Genomic DNA, 17,424 nt, shown 5'->3' with positions numbered 1-17,424 from the left:
AAAAAACGCCAGAGTATTCTGGCGTTTTTTTTAATCGTGCTTAACCAGCTTGATTTAAGTAGTCGAGCACCACCTGGTGGTGATCTTTGGTTTTGAACTTGTTAAATACCTGTTCAATGACACCCTGCTCATCAATCAGGAAGCTGATGCGGTGCAGGCCATCATACTCACGACCCATGAACTTTTTCAGTCCCCAGACGCCAAACTGCTCCGCCACCGCGTGGTCTTCATCAGACAGCAGGGTAAAGTTGAGCGAATCGCGTTCAATAAATTTGCCCAGCCTTTTGACTGGATCGATACTGACACCCAGTACCACCACGTTGTGCTGGTCCAGTTCGTTCTTGATATCACGTAGCCCCTGAGCCTGCACTGTACAGCCCGGTGTCATGGCTTTGGGATAAAAGTAGAGCAGTACTTTTTTGCCGGCCAGGTCGTTGAGCGCGACCTGATTGCCGTTTTCGTCAGGCAATGAAAATGCCGGAGCCGGCGTACCTGCGGTTAAGGTATTCATTCGATTTCCTTTATTGGCTGTTTTTTAGAAAATTTAGTGAGCCTTGGACTTCCAGTGCTTTGCACAGGTCATCAAACTCTTCTTGTAATTGCATCAGGTTACAGTCACCGTCGACGGTAGCGGTCAGAGCAATGTGGAACTGGTCCTTCTGTGAGTGGACTTTATCTTTATTGATGGTCTGGGCACTGAGAGATGAGAGCCCGATTTGGCGATCGGCGAAAAATTGGGTGAACTGTTCGGTCAGCCCTGGGCGGTCGTCCGATTCAATAAACACTTCCAGTGTATACGCAATATTTTGCGGTGCATGAGGCGAAGTCCGCTTCATCATGGTAATCAGGTCGTGCTCCTGACCTAAAAGCGGCAAGGTGGTTTCGACTTTGCTTATATTGTTGGCATTGCCGGACACCAGCATCAGTAGCGTAAATTCATTGCCAAACAGGGCAATACGGCTGTCAATAATGTTACATCCGGATTGAGTTACCAAATGCACCACTTGATTACACACGCCTGCACGGTCAGTACCCACTGCAGTGATCACCAAATGCTGAGTCATAATATCACTCTGAATTAAGTTAACATTTCGCTTACTAAGCGATAGCTTAGCACAGTTAAATTTGATAAATATGCGGAATTCAGCAATTTTTGTAACTTCATCTTTAGCTTCACCCAGAGCTGACAATCCTTGTGAGCAATTCCCATATAACCAGGCTGGTTTCTGCCACAACTCTAACATCTGATAAATATTCACCAAAATAGCTGACTTAAGCGTGGTTAATCCCTTGTCTTTTTCAAGCGCATTACAGTACCATGCTGTCATAAATAACTTAGGGAGATAGACATGTTTTCAGGAAGTATCGTAGCGTTAATTACGCCGTTTAACCAAGATGGTGAAGTAGATTACATCAGCCTGAAAAAGCTGGTGGATTACCACGTGGAATCCGGTAGCGACGGTATTGTGGCTGTGGGGACCACAGGCGAATCCGCGACGCTGACCGTTGAAGAGCATGTTAAAGTCGTCCTGAAGACCGTTGAGTTCGCTGAAGGGCGTATTCCGGTTATTGCGGGTACCGGAGCAAATGCCACTCATGAATCGGTCACTTTCAGCCGCTTGCTGAACAATTCCGGCATTGCCGGTTGTCTGAGTGTCACTCCATATTACAATAAGCCGACTCAGGAAGGCCTGTACCTGCACTACAAAGCGATCGCCGAAGAGAGCGATGTACCGCAGATTCTATACAATGTTCCAGGGCGTACTGCCGTTGACCTGCAGCCGGAAACCGTGGCTCGCCTGGCGGAAATTGACAGTATCGTGGCACTGAAAGATGCTACCGGTGATTTAAGCCGAATTGCAATTCACCGTGAACTTTGTGGCGAAGATTTCATCTTACTAAGTGGCGATGACGCAACCGGGCTGGAATTTGTTAAGCGCGGTGGTCAAGGTGTGATTTCGGTGACCAATAATATTGCGGCGGCGGATATGGCTACAATGCTTCGTCTGGCTGCAGAAGGTAAGTTTGAACAAGCTGAAGAGATCAACCAAAGATTGATGCCACTGCATAAAAACCTGTTTGTTGAATCAAGCCCGATTCCAGTGAAATGGGCTGCACATAAGTTAGGTTTGATTGCTCATGGCGGACTGCGTTTGCCGCTGACCGAGCTATCCGAACAAGCGCGTCCAATTGTAGCCCAAGCGATGACGGAAGCTTGCATCTACTAATTTGAATCATGGCTGGAGCAGAGACTCCAGCCTGTTTAGGAGTTTCAATGAAATTTTCTCGTCAGCTGGTGGTCAGTTCACTGGCTGTAGTTGTTCTAGCAGCTTGTTCCGGTGATCCTGCCCAGCGTCGTCAGGCAAAAAACGATTTCGATTACTTGAGTACACCGCCTTTGCGTGATTGGAAAATGCCTGAAGGTGCTGAACCTGAGTTTTACCCTAACTACGATATCCCGCAAGGTGATTATCATGGCCAAATCGGCAAGCAGGTCGATATCCGCCCACCACAGCAAGTTCTCGAATTGATCCCTGGGGCCCGTAAAGAACTCATCGACGGTGAAGTGGCCATGTGGCTATTGCAAGAGCAAGAGCTGGACAAAGTGTGGCAAGTTGCACAGACCATGTTACAAGAGCAGAGCATAGGTATACGCGAGCAGACCGACAGCCGCATTGTCACCGATTGGGTCAGTTGGTCTTCTGAAGATGAAGAGCATGATATTGGTAGCCGTTATGAGATGGTGCGGGCCAATGAAAACAATCGCTACGGGTTTAAAATCAGCCTGATCGACTGGCGAGAAGACGGCGAGGTGAAGCCGGTATCTCGAACCAACCGCGAGCGTTATAACGTATTGATGACCAACCTGGTCACCGCTCGGTACGATACTGAGCTGCGTGAAGAAGCCGCACGTAAAGCTGAGCAGTTAGTCAAGCATATTCAAATCGCCATGGGTAGCGACCGTAGTGGGTTCCCGGTGATCATTGCGCGGGCTCCATACAATGTGTTCTGGCGGCGAGTGCCGGAGTTACTGCCGGCCATTGGCTTCACTCTTGAGGAGTTGAATCAATCCCAAGGGACAGTGAAAGCCAAATATGCGGCACCAGATGATGACTTCTGGCAGTCCGTCGGGCTGAAACCGATAGCGTTAACGCCTGGTAGCTACACGTTCCAACTGGGTGACTTGGGCAACCGGACATCCATTAACATGACAGACAAAGATGGCAAGCCGGTAGAAGAACTGTTGCTCAAAGACCTGGTGCCGGTAATAGCCGCCATCGCCAGTGACGGTGAAAGCGCTGCAGCAACCAAATGATAAGCTGCGTTGGTATGGTAATCACGCATAAACAAAAAGGGCCGATGGCCCTTTTTTAATCTTTGTTATCTGGATTACCGTGACGCTTCTTATCCAACTCATTTAACCGGTCTAACGCTTTCCGTTCGCTGTCACCAAACTTCATATTCGCGGTGTACTTGAGCAGCGCGATGTTACCAATAATCACGCTGACAACGATAAGAGTTATCACCCAGGGGTTAGTCAGAAAATCAATCATAGCGGTTCCGAATTTACATTGGTGATAAATTGAGTGTAGATGCTTTCAAGCAGGTTCAGCACACTCTGTTTCCCCTCAACGGGTTGCTGTTTTAGCTGCGATGCCAACACCCGGCAACTCAGCTGCTGCAGACAACTCTGGCCTGTCTGGTAATGACTGATATGCCAGGGTTCAGCAGCGACGCCTCCGCGGTCTTTATCATACGGGAAATAAAAACCAAACCGGCCGATATTGTTGCAAAGCCAGCGGTAAAACGGCTGCTGGTGACCAGTCAGGTACTCCCAGGGTTCCAGTTTTAACCTCTGGTTGTCTGGCAGCGCTAGCCGGTCATAGACGTCAAAATCACTACCCCAGTGATGACGACTGGCTCCCGGTAACGCTGACCAGCGTAATATCGCCCGGATTTTCTCCTCGGCAGACAGGGTTGCGCAGTCAAGAGGCTGGCTGTCAGCATCCAGAATCGGGGTTTGTCCCAGCATCTTGTTGTTCCAGATTTGGCTCTGACGCGCAAAGCCGCGATAGCCACTGGCAATGGACAACTGAAAACCGGCCTTTTGTGCCGCCAGGGACAAGGCGGCTAAATCCTCAGTCACCGCTGGATGGACGGCAAACGACTTCTCTCCCAGCATAAACTGGGTCAGATGGTTATCGGATAGACCGGTCAGTTGTTCAGGTGTCATCATCAGGCCAACAGGTTTTCCAGCGTTTTTTCGTACATGTCGGTCAGCTTCTCCAGATCGCTGATGCTGACGCACTCGTTAACTTTGTGAATGGTGGCATTAACCGGCCCCAGTTCCACCACCTGGGCGCCCATCTGGGCGATAAAGCGACCGTCTGACGTCCCGCCGGTGGTCAGTAGTTGCGGCGCTTTATGATTGACTTCGCTGACCGCATCCACCACCGCATCGAGCAAACGACCGGTGTCGGTCAGGAATGGCTGGCCGCTTAACGTCCAGTCCAGCTGGTATTCCAGCCCGTGAGCATCCAATGTGGAGTGAACCCGGCGTTTAATTTCCTCATCGGTCAGTTCAGTGCTAAAGCGGAAATTGAACTGAACGGTAAATTCGCCCGGAATGACGTTTGAGGCGCCGGTTCCTGAGTGAAGATTTGGGATCTGAAAACTGGTTGGCGGGAAAAATTCGTTGCCTTCATCCCATTGAGTAGTTGCCAGTTCAGTCAAAGCCGGCAGTGCCTGGTGCACCGGGTTGTTGGCCAGATGCGGGTACGCCACATGCCCCTGGATACCTTTGATCGTCAGGTCGCCGGTGATCGAACCACGACGGCCATTTTTAACCACATCACCCACAAAGTGGGTACTGGACGGTTCGCCCACGATACACATGTCGATTTTTTCATCGCGCGCCATCAGTGTATCTACCACTCGGGTAGTACCATTAATAAACGGGCCTTCTTCATCGGAAGTGATCAGAAAGCCGATGGAACCGCTATGGTCAGGGTGATTGGCAACAAAACGCTCTACCGCAACCAGCATGCAGGCCAGCGAACCTTTCATATCGGCAGCGCCGCGGCCGTGTAGATGGTCTTCAATAATGGTTGGTTCAAAAGGAGGGGTATGCCATTGTTGCAGAGGTCCGGCAGGCACGACATCGGTGTGTCCGGCAAAGGCAAACAGTGGCGCTTGAGTGCCCCTTCTAGCCCAGAAGTTTGTGGTATCTTCAAATACCATCACTTCGACTTCAAAACCTAGCGCCTGTAGTCTGTCTATCATCACCTGCTGACATCCTGCGTCTTCAGGTGTGACCGATTCCCGGCCAATCAAATCTTTCGCAAGCGCCAATACTGGGCTGTCACTCATCCTTGCAGTCCTTTTCTATTATTCAAATATGGTTTGGTATTGTTCAGCTTTAAAGCCGAGTGTGTATTGGCCTTGTTTGTTAAGAATAGGCCGTTTAATCATCGCGGGGTATTCGACCAGCAGGTCGACAACGCTCTGCTCATTAATTGAGGCTTTCTGTTTCTCACTGAGCTGACGGTAGGTAGTTCCGCGTTTGTTCAGCACGTTCTCCCAGCCTAACTGCTGGCAGAAAGTGTTCACCAGTACCTGGTCGATGCCGTTTTTTCGGTAATCGTGGAACTGATACTCTATCCCTTGTGCCTCGAGCCATTTCTTGGCTTTCTTAATCGTGTCGCAATTGGCGATGCCATATAGCGTGATGGTCATAGGTGTCCTTTAAAATACGCTCAAACTGTGATTCAAATCCTAACAGGAAGCGGGACATGAGACCAAACGCTTCCTTATTAATTTCGCATGATGAAAAAAATTTGTTGCAAAAGGTGACGAATGAAAACTTATTGATCGAACGCAACAAACTTCAAGCTTGATACCGAAATAATGTCAGAGCACGATAAAGGAGGTGTCAATGGAACTGAGTCCTGTTTTTGCAAGGCGCTTGTATTTAGCTCTGTTAGTTGAAAGCCTTGATAGGCCCAACGTACCCAAACTCATCGAACAAACCGGGTGGCCTAGAAGGACAATTCAAGATGTCATCAAGGCGCTGCCTGGAATAGGGATAGAACTTATGTTTGTTCAAGATGGACGCCGGCACAATGATGGTTATTATCAGCTCTCTGATTGGGGACCATTTGATAGTCAGTGGGTGATAGAGAGAAAAGGCGATATCGCCGCAACCCTTGGATTTAGTGCGTAAGCCAGCTTTTGCTGGCTTTTTTCTTATCTTGATGTTTCTGTCACTAAATCCCGATTCACCTGTTTGCCGTCGATATTAGCTGCGCGCTTATCCAGCCAGTACCAAATAGGCGGCAAAGCCAGCCCAACTGACCACTAGCAGCCCCCAGGGTAGCAGGGATGGCCTGGACTGGCTGGGTACAGACGTGATCGCCGCTGGGGTAACGTCGCTCGGTTCCGCATTGGTGGCCTGTTTCTGCTTAATGGCTTTTTTCTTCGCCTTGTCTGCGAGGCGAGCTTTCTCTTTCTGCTGTTTCTTATACAGTGCGATGCCTTTCTCTATGCCCTGGGAAACCAGCTTAGTCTGCTCTTTGGTCTGGCCGGGTTTCTGGGTGGCTTTGGCTATTTTCATCGCTTCTTGCTGGGTCTGTACTGAAGGGACAACGGCTTTATTCATAACGTCTACGCACTATGTTGATCTGAATTCTCTGTAGCTTATCACGTTGTATGTCGCGATGTTGAGTGGCTGCGAGGTCATTTGCCGTTGCTAAGCGTTAGCGCTAAAGACGGGTGAATCGTAAATCCGTGGAGCAACAGTCGCAATTTGTACCGAAGTTGGTACAGTGTCACCATTGTATCTCCGACCAAATTGATTCACTTGCGTTACCCAATTGAACACTACGACCAGCATGGCTTCCTCAAAGCGCCAATCTGGTTATGGCTGGGATGGCTGTTTCTGGCTAAAGCCTGGCTGCTATTTGTTGTCGCGGGAGCCAGCAGAGACAGCGGCAACCAGATTCTGCTTTATATCTATCCGGATAACCGACTGTTCTATTCGGGGCTCGTGATGGGCTTGCCTGCCCTCTGTCTGATGTGGTTAATCGGGTTACGCAAACCGGAGCGGCGTTGGGCGAATCGCCTGGTCAGCCTGGGCCGAATGATCACCCTGGTGACGGTGCTCGGTCAGATGCTGCAGGTTCTGTACCAGATAGGGTTGCATCATGGCGCTTTTAGCTGGCCTAATGCATTGAGTTTGTTGCTTTTAGGCTGGTTCGTTCTCTATCTGGTCAAGAGTAAAACGGTACGCGATTGCCTCAAAGCTCCGCCGGCCGAATAGTCCTGGTAGCGCTGTGGACTGATCGTTATCAATGTGCAAGGATGTATATTGAATACACTGAAGCATAAGAATTTAACTGAGGGATCTTCAATGCAACAACCTCAAGGCGCTATCCTGCCAGAGGCGGGGGCCTTTGCTCATTACACGCTGCTGAAAGTGGTGGGTGATGCGGAAAATGTATTGCTCCGGCTGCAAAACCTCACCAATCTGGTAGAGGAAATTAACCACAATCAACCGGGAGCGAATCTGCGCTGTTCGGTGGCGTTTAGCCAGTCATTCTACCAGCGCTTAGCCGGGCCAACACCACCTGAGCTTATCCAGTTTCCTACCCTGGGTGACGGCGATATCAGCGCGCCGAGCACTGATGTCGATATTCTGGTGCATACGCACAGTGGCCGCCACGATATCAATTTCTACCTACTGCGTCGTCTGCTGGCCGATATCGAGCAAGATGTGACCGTGGTCGATGAAACGGCAGGGTTCCGCTACCTCGACTCTCGGGATCTGACCGATTTTGTCGACGGCACCGAAAACCCGAAACAGGGTCAGCGCGCCGAAGTGGCGCTGATTCCAGAGGGCGAGTTTGCCGGCGGCAGCTATGTCATGCTGCAGCGCTTTGTCCACAACCTGCCGGCCTGGAACCGCTTGAACGTCGCCGCCCAGGAGAAAGTCATCGGCCGTACCAAGCCGGATTCCATTGAACTGGATGATGTCCCCGCTCAATCCCACGTTGGCCGGGTTGATATCAAGCAGCAAGGTAAAGGGCTGAAAATTGTTCGCCATAGCCTGCCTTATGGCAGCGTCAGCGGCGATCATGGTCTGCTGTTTATCGCCTATTGCAACACCTTGAATAATTTTACCGCCATGCTCGACAGCATGTACGGAGTTACTGACGGCAAAACGGACCAGTTACTGCGCTTTACCCGCGCTGTGACCGGCGCTTATTTCTTTGCGCCTTCCCAGCAGATGCTGGAGTCTCTGAGCCTGAGATAGCACAGCCTGTCATTGCTAAACCGGGTCATCTGCCCGGTTTTTTTCGTTAAAGTCTCCGCATGTCAGGTCGATAGAGAATTAACTATCCACAAATTCAGCATCTATCAATGAGCATTACGGTTAATACCAATGTGTCGGCCATGACGGCGCAGCGCCACCTGACTAACGCGACTGATCTGTTGAATCAGTCTTTAGAGCGTTTGTCTTCTGGTAGCCGGATCAACAGTGCCAAAGATGATGCCGCCGGGTTACAGATTTCTAACCGGTTGACCGCCCAGATGAGCGGTCTGGATGTGGCGGTACGAAACGCCAACGACGGCATATCGATTATGCAGACTGCCGAAGGGGCGATGCAGGAAACCAGTCAGCTCCTGCAGCGTATGCGCGATCTGTCGCTTCAGTCCGCCAATGGGTCGAACAGTGGCGCCGAACGGCAGGCGTTACATGAAGAAATCAGCGCTTTAAACGACGAATTAAACAGAATTGCCGAAACTACCTCTTTTGGTGGTAAAAAACTGCTCAACGGCCGTTTTGCCAAGGCGTCATTCCAGATTGGCGCAAGTGCCGGAGAAGCGGTGCAAATTGGCCTGAAAAATCTGCGTACAGACACCATTGATATGGGCGGATTCAGTTACGTTGCAAACCAGCCGGCTGACAGTGACTGGCAGGTGGGGCCTGGCAACCAGATGTTGAAGATGGCTTATACAGACGCCGCTGGTCAGGAACAACTCATTGAAATAAAAGCCAAAGCTGGCGATGATATTGAGCAGCTAGCAACTTATATCAATGGCCAGACCGACCAAGTCTCTGCCTCGGTAAACGAAAATGGGCAACTGCAGCTGTACATGTCCGGTAAACAGACGTCCGGCACTGTGGCGTTTTCTGGCAACCTGGCCGACCAGCTACAGCTGGAGACTACAGGCTATGAGACGGTCGACTCGTTGGATATCCGAACCGTTGGCGGCGCGCAGCGAGCGGTCTCGGTTCTGGACACTGCGCTGCAGTTTGTCGACAGTCACCGCGCCGAACTGGGCGCGATGCAAAACCGCTTTGATCACGCGATCAATAACCTGGATAACGTGCATGAAAATCTGGCGGCCTCTAATAGCCGTATTAAGGATACAGATTACGCCAGAGAAACCACTCAAATGGTCAAGCAACAGATCCTACAACAAGTCAGCACGGCGATTCTCGCTCAGGCCAAACGCCAGCCAAACCTAGCTTTAACCCTGCTGGGTTAATCAGCAACCCCACATTATCGGCACCTGATGTCACACCTTTAGCCAAAAAAACAGAATATTGTACTTTTATAGCTTAGGTGAGTAATTTTTACTCAAACAGCATTTTTCAGATAAAAAATCGAAAAAAAAAGCTCAAGCTTTGCCAGCTTGCGCCGTTAATAGAAATAACTTTGAGAGAACTATTTGGTTTTCCGAGACGTCGGAAACCGGGAACATCGGAAAATCAATTGGAGAAATCACCATGGCAGTAAACGTAAACACCAACGTATCAGCAATGACAGCACAACGTTACCTAAATAGTGCGAGCAATGCTCAGCAATCATCTATGGAACGTCTGTCTTCTGGCTTTAAGATCAACAGTGCTAAAGATGACGCAGCGGGCCTGCAAATCTCTAACCGTCTGAACGTACAAAGCCGTGGTCTTGATGTTGCTGTCCGTAATGCTAATGATGGTATCTCTATTGCGCAGACCGCGGAAGGTGCGATGAATGAGACCACCAACATTCTGCAACGTATGCGTGACCTGTCGCTGCAGTCGGCTAACGGTTCTAACTCCAAATCGGAGCGCGTCGCGATTCAGGAAGAAGTCAATGCATTGAATGACGAGCTGAACCGTATCGCAGAAACCACATCTTTCGGTGGTAACAAACTGCTTAACGGTACCTTCTCAACCAAGTCATTCCAGATTGGTGCGGACAATGGTGAAGCGGTAATGCTGAGCCTGAACAACATGCGCTCCGATAACGCTCAGATGGGCGGTACCAGCTACCAGGCGACTAACGGTCAGGATAAAAGCTGGACGGTGCAGGACGGCGCCAATGATTTGACTATTACTCTCAACGATGTCGATGGCAATGAACAAACCATCAATATCAATGCTAAAGCCGGTGATGACATTGAAGAACTGGCGACTTACATCAACGGCCAGACCGATATGGTTAAGGCTTCTGTGAATGAAAACGGTCAACTGCAGATGTTTGCCGGCAATAACAAAGTATCTGGTGAGGTCGCCTTCGGCGGCAGCCTGGCGGGTGAACTGGGTATCGAGAAAGGTCAGGATGTAACCGTCAACACCGTGGACGTCACATCAGTAGGCGGCGCTCAGGAAGCGGTAGCGATTATTGATTCAGCGCTGAAATTTGTTGACAGCCACCGTGCAGAATTGGGTGCATTCCAGAACCGATTCAGCCATGCGATCAATAACTTAGACAACATCAATGAGAATGTGAACGCGTCTAAGAGCCGCATTAAAGATACCGATTTTGCCAAAGAGACAACGGCACTGACCAAAGCACAGATTTTGTCTCAGGCTTCCAGCTCGGTTCTGGCACAAGCTAAACAAACGCCAAACGCTGCATTAAGTCTGCTTGGCTAATTAAACCGGTAGAAACTTGCTCTAAAAAATCCAGCTTCGGCTGGATTTTTTTGTTTCGGCATTTATCCGATACATTCTCAATTGTCTGTATGGTCACGTTTTTCTGTTTAATGTTGCCTTAAAGCCCGATTTTTTTAAAAAAGTCTAAAGCTTAGGTTTTGAACGCCGTTACAGGACTGAGAGAAATGAGATGCGTCAAAGTGAGGTGAGAGACACGATGGCGCGTCAACCTTAAATGCCAAAGGAGATCGCATATGGCAATTAACGTAAACACTAACGTGTCGGCGATGACCGCGCAGCGCTACCTCAATGGTGCTGCTGACGGTATGCAAAAGTCGATGGAACGTCTGTCTTCCGGGTATAAGATAAACAGCGCCCGTGATGACGCAGCTGGCCTGCAAATCTCAAACCGTTTGACCTCCCAGAGCCGTGGCCTGGATATGGCGGTCAAAAATGCCAACGATGGTATTTCTATCGCTCAGACAGCCGAAGGCGCCATGAACGAAACCACCAACATTCTGCAACGGATGCGTGATTTGTCGCTGCAGTCTTCCAACGGTTCCAACTCCCGGGCGGAGCGCGTGGCAATTCAGGAAGAAGTCTCGGCGCTGAATGATGAGCTGAACCGCATTGCTGAAACCACATCATTTGGTGGCAATAAGCTGCTTAACGGCAGTTTTGGCAGTCAGTCGTTCCAGATCGGTGCCGGTTCGGGTGAAGCCGTTAAGTTGACGATGGCCGATATGCGTTCAGACACCCCTGCGATGGGTGGCCAGGCTTACACCGCCATTGAAGGTAAAGCGCCGGATTGGCGCGTAGCGGCTGATGCCACTGATCTGACCCTGAACTACAACGATCAAAACGGCCAGGCAAAAGAGCTCACTATCAACGCGAAAGCGGGTGACGATATCGAAGAACTGGCCACTTACATCAATGGCCAGAGCGATGACATCAAAGCCTCGGTTGGTGAAGGTGGTAAGCTGCAACTGTTTGCGTCTTCCCAGCGTGTTAGTGGCGAGGTAACTGTCGGCGGTGGTCTGGGTTCAGAAATCGGTTTTGGCGATGCAAAACAGCTGAGTGTTGCGGATGTTGATGTCTCTAGTGTTGCCGGTTCGCAACTGGCGATCTCTGTGATCGACGGGGCACTAAAATCGGTGGATAGCCAACGTGCATCTCTCGGTGCCTTCCAGAACCGGTTTAGCCATGCGATCAGTAACTTAGATAACATCAATGAAAACGTTAATGCCTCTCGTAGCCGCATTCGAGATACTGACTACGCTAAAGAAACCACCCAGATGACCAAGTCTCAGATTCTGCAGAACGCGAGTACCTCGGTCCTGGCACAAGCGAAGCAGTCTCCGGCGGCAGCTCTAAGCTTATTAGGTTAACCGGTGGCACATTACCAGCTTACCGGAAAGTGACTGTCTGATGACAATGGTTACAGACCTATAAGGTGGAAGGGAGATTGTTATGGAAATATCATCCTACACATCGAACATCCAGCCTTACGGCTCACAAAGTGGCACCAAAATTGCTTCAGAAAATCTTGGTGCAGCAAGTGTTGCCTCGCAAGCGGAAAATAGCAAAACATCTGAGCTAAATTCGGGTCAATCCCAATCGGTAGAGTCTGCGATCGAACTGGCGAAAGAACGAGAGCAACTCAATCGGGAAGAGCGACAGAAAATGGTTGAGCAGATGAACGAGTTCGTCTCATCTATCAATACCGGCTTATCGTTTCGGGTTGATGAACAGTCCGGCAGAGATGTCGTCACTATTTTTGAAGCAAGTACTGGCGATATCATTCGTCAGATACCTGACGAGGAAATGCTTGAGGTGTTGCGGCGCCTAAGAGCACAAGCTAGCCGATATTCATCGGGATTGGTGATCGAAAAGGTGTAATCGTCGTGTTTGAGGTGATTGAATGAGTCTTGGCCCTGTGGGGATGAATACTGGCATGGATATCAATTCCATGGTCAGCAAAATTGTCGATGCGGAACGTCTGCCCAAGCAGCAAAGCATCGACAATGAGCGGACCAAAATTGACACCAGTATCAGTGCCTATGGGCGGCTCAGAGAGTCCCTGGATACAATGAAAAACCTGATGACAAGGTTTCGACAGGAAAAAGCATTTGCTGCGCGCAAAGTAGATTCCAATAACGATTCTGTCATCTCAGCGACCGCAACGACTGACGCTATCGCAGGTAGATATGCTGTCGATGTGTTGCAGCTTGCCCAAAGCCATAAAGTGGCCTCGGACGTTCTGGACGAAAAAGCGAAATTTGGTCCGGGTAAGCTGCATATTTCTCTGGGTAAAAAACAATTTACTCTAGAGGTACAACAGAATTCCAAACTGGTTGATATCGTAAGGGGTATCAACAACCAAAAAGGCAACCCTGGTGTTCGGGCTTCTATCATCAACGATGTTGCCGGTCCGCGCTTAATTGTCGCCTCCAATTTGTCAGGCGCTCAAAACGCCGTCAAAATCAGCGCAGATGCCGCGTCGGGCGATCCCCTCAAAAAACTCGAATACAAAACGCTGGAAGAGCGGGTGCGCGATCTGGAGCAGGCCCGGGCGGCGGCGCAGGATATCCTGGCACCACTGACGCCAGTGGAAAAACAGCAGGCTGATAAGATCGCTCAGCGTAATATCGATGCGGCAAAAACGGTAGACCAGGAAATCGCACAATCTGCGGCTGAGGCGGCAAAAGTTGTCGACCCAGCCGCCGAAAAGGCCGGCACAGCCGGCAATGAACTGTCAGATGATGCCGCTGCTGCGGCGGCTGCAGCTGGCGTGGCCGCCAATAAATACATAAAACCTCAGGATAGGATACCGGGCTGGACTGAAACCGCCTCGGGCACGTTACTGGATTCATACTGGGAAGCTGACCCGGAATTGGATCAGACGGCGATCAATAAGTCCGGTGAAGTCCCGGGCTGGACCAACACCGCTTCCGGCACGTTAACCGACTCCTATGTTACGCCGAAAGAAGCGCAGCAAAAGCTGCAACAACAACTGGCCCAGGAACAGGCGGAAATAGATGCGGCGGTGGCTGCTGGTACCCTGAGCGAAGCGGAAGCCAAGCAGCAGGTAAGAGAAAAGCTTAGCCCGGAAGAGCGCAGTTACATCGAAAAACTGGAGCAAACTCAGGCTGAGCTCGCGCAGGCACAGCAGGCATTTGACGGCTATCGCGGTATGACACAGGTGCAGGCCGCACAGGACTCAGAAGTGTTGCTTGATGGGGTGGCACGCCTGTCCAGTCATAACAATATTATCGAAGATGCGATCGATGGGGTGGATCTGACCTTAAAGGGTAAATCTGAACTGGGTAAACCGTCTTCAGAAATTAATATTGAATATGATCGCCAGGGCGTGCGTGACAATATTGAACAGTTTGTCGCCGCATACAATCAGTTCTATCAAATTTCTCAAGAGATGGCTGGGGTGGACCCAAGGACCGGGCAAGCGGGCCCGCTGGCCGGTGACAGTATTGTCCGCAGCGCGGACTCACGTTTGAAATCGGTGTTTTCTTCCGCCATCGAGCAGGCCCCACCCGAACTGAAATCGCTGACTGAATTTGGCATTACTACCACAAGGCAGGGTACGTTGGAGATCAACTATGATATGCTTGATCGACAACTTAACAATAATTTCAATAAATTAGCGGACTTTTTTGGCGGCAATAAAGGCTTTGCCAGAAAAGTGGAAGACGCGATTCAGTCGATGACGGGTGTGACAGGTTCGATTCGTACCAGGGAGAAAAGTCTGGTGGAGCGCAACTATCGCCTGCAGGACGATCAAGCCGCGCTGGACAGACGGATGGGGAGCCTGGAACAACGCACCCATGACAAATTTGTCGCCATGCAGGATGCGACCCGCAAAATGCAGTCGCAATTAGCGGGGATGATGAATGCACTTGGATAACGGCTTTCGTGAACAGTTAGCTCAACTTGGTGAGCTAAATCGCACTATCAGCAACCAATTGAGCCAAAATGAGCTGGATACTGCAGAAATTGCCCAGTGTGTCGATAACAGGGAACAGATATTGCAACTTTTGCTAGGCTCAGTCAGGCAACACCCTGAACTGGCCGACAGTGAACAGTGGCAAAAGGCAGTCGAAGAAACCCGGTATATCGCGCAGGCCATGGTCAGCAAAACCAGCGAACTTGGTCAGCAGTTAAAAAAATATCGCCACGGCTCGAAGTCGATTCAGCAATACAAAAAGTTTTTATAGTAAGAGGAAAGTTATGCGTGGTTCTTTGCAGGCATACAAGAAAGTTTCAGTAGACAGCCAACTTAGCGCTGCCTCACCGCACAAAATTGTGCAGATGCTGATGGCAGGTGCGATTGAACGTCTGATTCAGGGTAAGGCGTCTATGGAGCAGGGCAACATTCCGGTTAAAGGTGAGCGCCTTGGCAAAGCCCTGGACATTATTATCAGCTTACGCAGTTGCCTTTCGATGGAAGAGGGCGGGGACGTTGCCAAAAACCTCGACCAGCTGTATGAATTTATGATTACTCAGATTGCTGAGGCCAACCATAAAAACGATCCGCAGCCGTTAGATGATGTGATTGAGATTTTACGCGAGATAAAATCAGCCTGGGATCAGATTCCGGGTGAATTTCACCATTTGACGTCACCGGACGTTGGCGCATAAAGTCTAATAACGCTTAATTACTGTTCAATTAGGTTTAATCTTCACACGGTTTTGAGGCTAAAGTCATACTAGCTGTAACCTTGGTTGCCTTATTAATTTTAATAATTAGAATAAAAGCCACTATGAAGCCTAGTGGCTTTTTTTTTGTAGCTGAAGCTTATTAATTGTTAAATATGGAACGCAGTTCTATATTTAGGCTCACGCTCGAAGATACAGTGTTATCTTTAGGCAAGTCCGTTGGCAAACTACTTAGCAGCCACAAGTTATTCGAATAAAGGCGACTATTCTCACCTATGCAAGGTTTAGCAAAACTACTGTTAATTGAAGACGATGCCCAGGCTCGTACCAATTTAAGCAACATTCTGGAATTTGTCGGCGAGCAGTGTCTGGCCATTTCATCCGATCAGGTTGAGCAGGTGAATTGGTCTGGCTTGTGGGCAGGCTGCATTGTAGGAAGCCTGCTGGGTGACAAGCTACCTGAGGCGCTGGTGGAAAAAATGACCCAGGCGCACCATATTCCTTTATTGGTTGCCGACAAGCAGAGCTATGTGCTGGACGATTTTCCCCAATATGTGGGAGAGCTAGAATATCCGCTCAACTATCCTCAATTAAGTGATGCTCTGCGTCACTGCAAAGATTTCCTGGGCCGCAAAGGGATTAACCTGGTGGCCAGCGAACGCAACAATACCCTGTTTCGTAGCCTGGTCGGCCACAGTAACGGCATCAAACATGTCCGTCATTTAATTGAACAAGTGTCGGTAACCGAAGCGAATGTGCTAATCCTGGGTGAATCAGGGACCGGTAAAGAAGTGGTTGCCCGTAACATCCATTATCATTCTTCCCGTCGCAATGGTCCGTTTGTACCGATCAACTGCGGTGCGATTCCTCCCGATTTACTGGAAAGCGAACTGTTCGGCCACGAAAAAGGCGCGTTTACCGGCGCGATCACTGCCCGAAAAGGCCGTTTTGAACTGGCAGAGGGAGGCACCTTGTTTCTGGATGAAATTGGTGACATGCCGATGCCGATGCAGGTCAAATTACTGCGGGTATTGCAGGAGCGCTGTTTTGAACGGGTTGGGGGCAATACAACGATTCGCGCCGATGTGCGCGTTGTGGCCGCCACTCACCGCAACCTGGAAAACATGATTGACGATGGCTCCTTCCGTGAGGACTTGTACTACCGTATCAACGTGTTCCCGATTGAAATGCCAGCCCTGCAAGAGCGCCGTGAGGACATTCCGTTGTTACTGCAGGAGCTGATGACGCGAATGGAAGCCGAGGGTGCCCAGCCTATCTGTTTTACTCCGAGGGCGATCAATTCGATGATGGAGCACAACTGGCCCGGCAACGTACGCGAGCTGGCTAACCTGGTTGAACGGATGATCATTCTCTATCCCAACAGTCTGGTTGATGTTAACCATCTGCCGACTAAGTACCGATATAGCGATATACCGGAGTTTCAGCCAGAAGTGTCTGCCTTTGCGACTATTGAAGAGCAGGAGCGTGACGTACTTGCCAGCATCTTCTCCGAGGAAATTAGTCTGGACGAAGCCGATGACTTCGAGGAAAACCTGAACGCGCCGCAAGCTTTGCCTCCTGAAGGGGTCAACCTGAAAGAACTGTTGGCTGAACTGGAAATCAATATGATCAGCCAGGCGTTAGAAGCTCAGGGTGGGGTTGTGGCACGCGCGGCAGATATGCTGGGAATGCGTCGAACGACCCTGGTCGAAAAAATGCGCAAGCACAATATGCAGCGTTAGAAGTCATGACAGCGTCAAAAAGCTGACTACGTATCAAGATGTTGATATATATGAGTTTTTTAGTGGCCCGTTTTTTGCTTT

Annotated in this window: 20 protein-coding genes; 13 read left to right on the top strand and 7 right to left on the bottom strand. The window is 50.0% G+C overall.

The window, feature by feature from the left end:
* Positions 1-40 precede the first annotated feature (40 nt).
* Together bcp and ACQY6F_RS01640 are read right to left on the bottom strand one after the other, a co-directional pair.
* Positions 41-511 carry a thioredoxin-dependent thiol peroxidase gene (gene bcp / locus ACQY6F_RS01645; protein ID WP_428771803.1) on the bottom strand — a complete coding sequence of 157 codons (471 nt, stop codon included), beginning with the start codon at positions 509-511 and terminating at the stop codon, positions 41-43.
* A 10-nt stretch (positions 512-521) separates the two neighbouring features.
* On the bottom strand, positions 522-1,064 hold the full coding sequence (locus ACQY6F_RS01640) for a glycine cleavage system protein R (RefSeq protein WP_428771801.1): 543 nt from the start codon (positions 1,062-1,064) through the stop codon (positions 522-524).
* 285 nt (positions 1,065-1,349) lie between these two features.
* On the opposite strand from ACQY6F_RS01640, the gene dapA reads away from it, so the two are divergent.
* Positions 1,350-2,228 (top strand): 4-hydroxy-tetrahydrodipicolinate synthase, encoded by an 879-nt coding sequence (gene dapA / locus ACQY6F_RS01635; protein WP_428771799.1) that lies wholly within the window; start codon positions 1,350-1,352, stop codon positions 2,226-2,228.
* 47 nt (positions 2,229-2,275) lie between these two features.
* Positions 2,276-3,316 (top strand): outer membrane protein assembly factor BamC, encoded by a 1,041-nt coding sequence (gene bamC / locus ACQY6F_RS01630; RefSeq protein WP_428771797.1) that lies wholly within the window; start codon positions 2,276-2,278, stop codon positions 3,314-3,316.
* 55 nt (positions 3,317-3,371) lie between these two features.
* Here bamC and ACQY6F_RS01625 read toward each other — a convergent pair whose 3' ends face one another.
* From ACQY6F_RS01625 to ACQY6F_RS01610, 4 genes are read right to left on the bottom strand one after another with little or no spacing between them, the layout of a single operon-like run.
* Positions 3,372-3,551: a DUF2897 family protein gene (locus tag ACQY6F_RS01625; protein WP_428771861.1), complete on the bottom strand. Its 180-nt coding sequence runs from the start codon at positions 3,549-3,551 to the stop codon at positions 3,372-3,374.
* Positions 3,551-4,234 (bottom strand): M15 family metallopeptidase, encoded by a 684-nt coding sequence (locus ACQY6F_RS01620; protein ID WP_428771859.1) that lies wholly within the window; start codon positions 4,232-4,234, stop codon positions 3,551-3,553. The genes ACQY6F_RS01625 and ACQY6F_RS01620 overlap by 1 nt, the downstream gene beginning before the upstream one ends.
* Positions 4,235-4,236: 2 nt before the next feature.
* The gene (gene dapE / locus ACQY6F_RS01615; RefSeq protein ID WP_428771795.1) at positions 4,237-5,370 is read right to left on the bottom strand and encodes a succinyl-diaminopimelate desuccinylase; all 1,134 of its coding nucleotides are present in this window, start codon (positions 5,368-5,370) and stop codon (positions 4,237-4,239) included.
* A gap of 18 nt (positions 5,371-5,388) precedes the next feature.
* Positions 5,389-5,736, bottom strand: a complete 348-nt coding sequence (locus ACQY6F_RS01610; RefSeq protein ID WP_428771793.1) for an ArsC family reductase — start codon at positions 5,734-5,736, stop codon at positions 5,389-5,391.
* Between the two features lie 199 nt (positions 5,737-5,935).
* On the opposite strand from ACQY6F_RS01610, the gene ACQY6F_RS01605 reads away from it, so the two are divergent.
* Positions 5,936-6,223, top strand: a complete 288-nt coding sequence (locus ACQY6F_RS01605) for a winged helix-turn-helix domain-containing protein (RefSeq protein ID WP_428771791.1) — start codon at positions 5,936-5,938, stop codon at positions 6,221-6,223.
* An 87-nt stretch (positions 6,224-6,310) separates the two neighbouring features.
* On the opposite strand, the gene ACQY6F_RS01600 is transcribed toward ACQY6F_RS01605, so the two are convergent.
* Complete coding sequence (locus ACQY6F_RS01600; RefSeq protein WP_428771789.1) at positions 6,311-6,658, bottom strand: DUF2956 domain-containing protein; 348 nt, start codon at positions 6,656-6,658, stop codon at positions 6,311-6,313.
* Positions 6,659-6,859: 201 nt separating this feature from the next.
* Here ACQY6F_RS01600 and ACQY6F_RS01595 point away from each other — a divergent pair, with 201 nt between their 5' ends.
* From ACQY6F_RS01595 to ACQY6F_RS01550, 10 genes are all read left to right on the top strand, one after another.
* Complete coding sequence (locus tag ACQY6F_RS01595) at positions 6,860-7,318, top strand: DUF2919 domain-containing protein (RefSeq protein WP_428771857.1); 459 nt, start codon at positions 6,860-6,862, stop codon at positions 7,316-7,318.
* 90 nt (positions 7,319-7,408) lie between these two features.
* Entirely contained in the window at positions 7,409-8,311 is a 903-nt protein-coding gene (locus tag ACQY6F_RS01590) for a Dyp-type peroxidase (RefSeq protein WP_428771787.1), read from the top strand.
* 107 nt (positions 8,312-8,418) lie between these two features.
* A complete protein-coding gene (locus ACQY6F_RS01585; RefSeq protein WP_428771785.1) occupies positions 8,419-9,552 on the top strand; it encodes a flagellin in 1,134 nt (377 codons plus the stop codon).
* Positions 9,553-9,793: 241 nt separating this feature from the next.
* Positions 9,794-10,927 (top strand): flagellin, encoded by a 1,134-nt coding sequence (locus ACQY6F_RS01580; RefSeq protein ID WP_428771783.1) that lies wholly within the window; start codon positions 9,794-9,796, stop codon positions 10,925-10,927.
* A 254-nt stretch (positions 10,928-11,181) separates the two neighbouring features.
* Entirely contained in the window at positions 11,182-12,315 is a 1,134-nt protein-coding gene (locus ACQY6F_RS01575) for a flagellin (protein WP_428771781.1), read from the top strand.
* A gap of 82 nt (positions 12,316-12,397) precedes the next feature.
* Positions 12,398-12,826, top strand: a complete 429-nt coding sequence (gene flaG / locus ACQY6F_RS01570; RefSeq protein WP_428771779.1) for a flagellar protein FlaG — start codon at positions 12,398-12,400, stop codon at positions 12,824-12,826.
* A 22-nt stretch (positions 12,827-12,848) separates the two neighbouring features.
* The gene (gene fliD, locus ACQY6F_RS01565) at positions 12,849-14,849 is read left to right on the top strand and encodes a flagellar filament capping protein FliD (RefSeq protein ID WP_428771777.1); all 2,001 of its coding nucleotides are present in this window, start codon (positions 12,849-12,851) and stop codon (positions 14,847-14,849) included.
* Positions 14,836-15,159 carry a flagellar protein FliT gene (locus tag ACQY6F_RS01560; protein ID WP_428771775.1) on the top strand — a complete coding sequence of 108 codons (324 nt, stop codon included), beginning with the start codon at positions 14,836-14,838 and terminating at the stop codon, positions 15,157-15,159. The genes fliD and ACQY6F_RS01560 overlap by 14 nt, the downstream gene beginning before the upstream one ends.
* A 13-nt stretch (positions 15,160-15,172) precedes the next feature.
* Positions 15,173-15,583, top strand: a complete 411-nt coding sequence (fliS, locus tag ACQY6F_RS01555) for a flagellar export chaperone FliS (RefSeq protein WP_428771773.1) — start codon at positions 15,173-15,175, stop codon at positions 15,581-15,583.
* A 293-nt stretch (positions 15,584-15,876) separates the two neighbouring features.
* Positions 15,877-17,343 (top strand): sigma-54 dependent transcriptional regulator, encoded by a 1,467-nt coding sequence (locus ACQY6F_RS01550; RefSeq protein ID WP_428771771.1) that lies wholly within the window; start codon positions 15,877-15,879, stop codon positions 17,341-17,343.
* The last annotated feature ends 81 nt before the right edge of the window (positions 17,344-17,424 follow it).

The sequence above is a fragment of the Vibrio sp. genome, from assembly GCF_050299255.1.
GTDB lineage: Bacteria > Pseudomonadota > Gammaproteobacteria > Enterobacterales > Vibrionaceae > Vibrio.
Note: the sequence above shows the minus strand (reverse complement) of the source record. Positions and strands in the feature narration are given on the sequence as shown.